The organism is Vibrio sp. YT-19(2023), from assembly GCF_033337395.1.
Genome location: NZ_JAWOQN010000988.1, coordinates 1 through 548, shown reverse-complemented (window position 1 = coordinate 548; position 548 = coordinate 1). Strand labels below are relative to the sequence as shown.

The 548-nt window shown below is 46.4% G+C and carries 1 protein-coding gene; it reads left to right on the top strand.

Going from position 1 to position 548, the window contains the following annotated elements; translation table 11 throughout:
* Window positions 1-548, top strand: a 548-nt coding sequence (locus tag R7E78_RS29595; protein WP_318059078.1) for an amino acid--tRNA ligase-related protein, incomplete at both ends; no start/stop codon positions are given.

Below are 548 nucleotides of genomic sequence, written 5' to 3'. Positions count from 1 at the left end.
CGAAGGTCTTTCTCCACGTCACAACCCAGAATTCACAATGATGGAATTCTACATGGCGTACGCGGATTACAAAGATCTAATGGACTTCACTGAAGAACTACTAAGCTCTGTAGCACTAGAAGTTCTAGGTTCAACATCAATGCCTTACGGTGAAGATACTGTTGAGTTTGGCGGTAAGTACGCTCGCATGAGCATGTTTGAAGCAATCAAACACTACAACCCAGACCACGCTCAAATCCAAGCGCTAACGGAAGAAGATCTACAAAACCGCGAACTAATGGTTTCTATCGCGAAATCTGTTCACGTTGAAGTAGAACCTTTCTGGACTTGTGGTCAGCTTCTTGAAGAGATCTTCGGTGAAACTGCAGAACCTAAACTAATGCAGCCTACGTTCATCACTGGCTACCCAGCGGATATTTCTCCACTGGCACGTCGTAGCGATGACAACCCATTCTTCACAGACCGCTTTGAGTTCTTCATCGGTGGCCGTGAAGTAGCAAACGGCTTCTCAGAGCTTAACGATGCAGAAGACCAAGACGCGCGCTTTA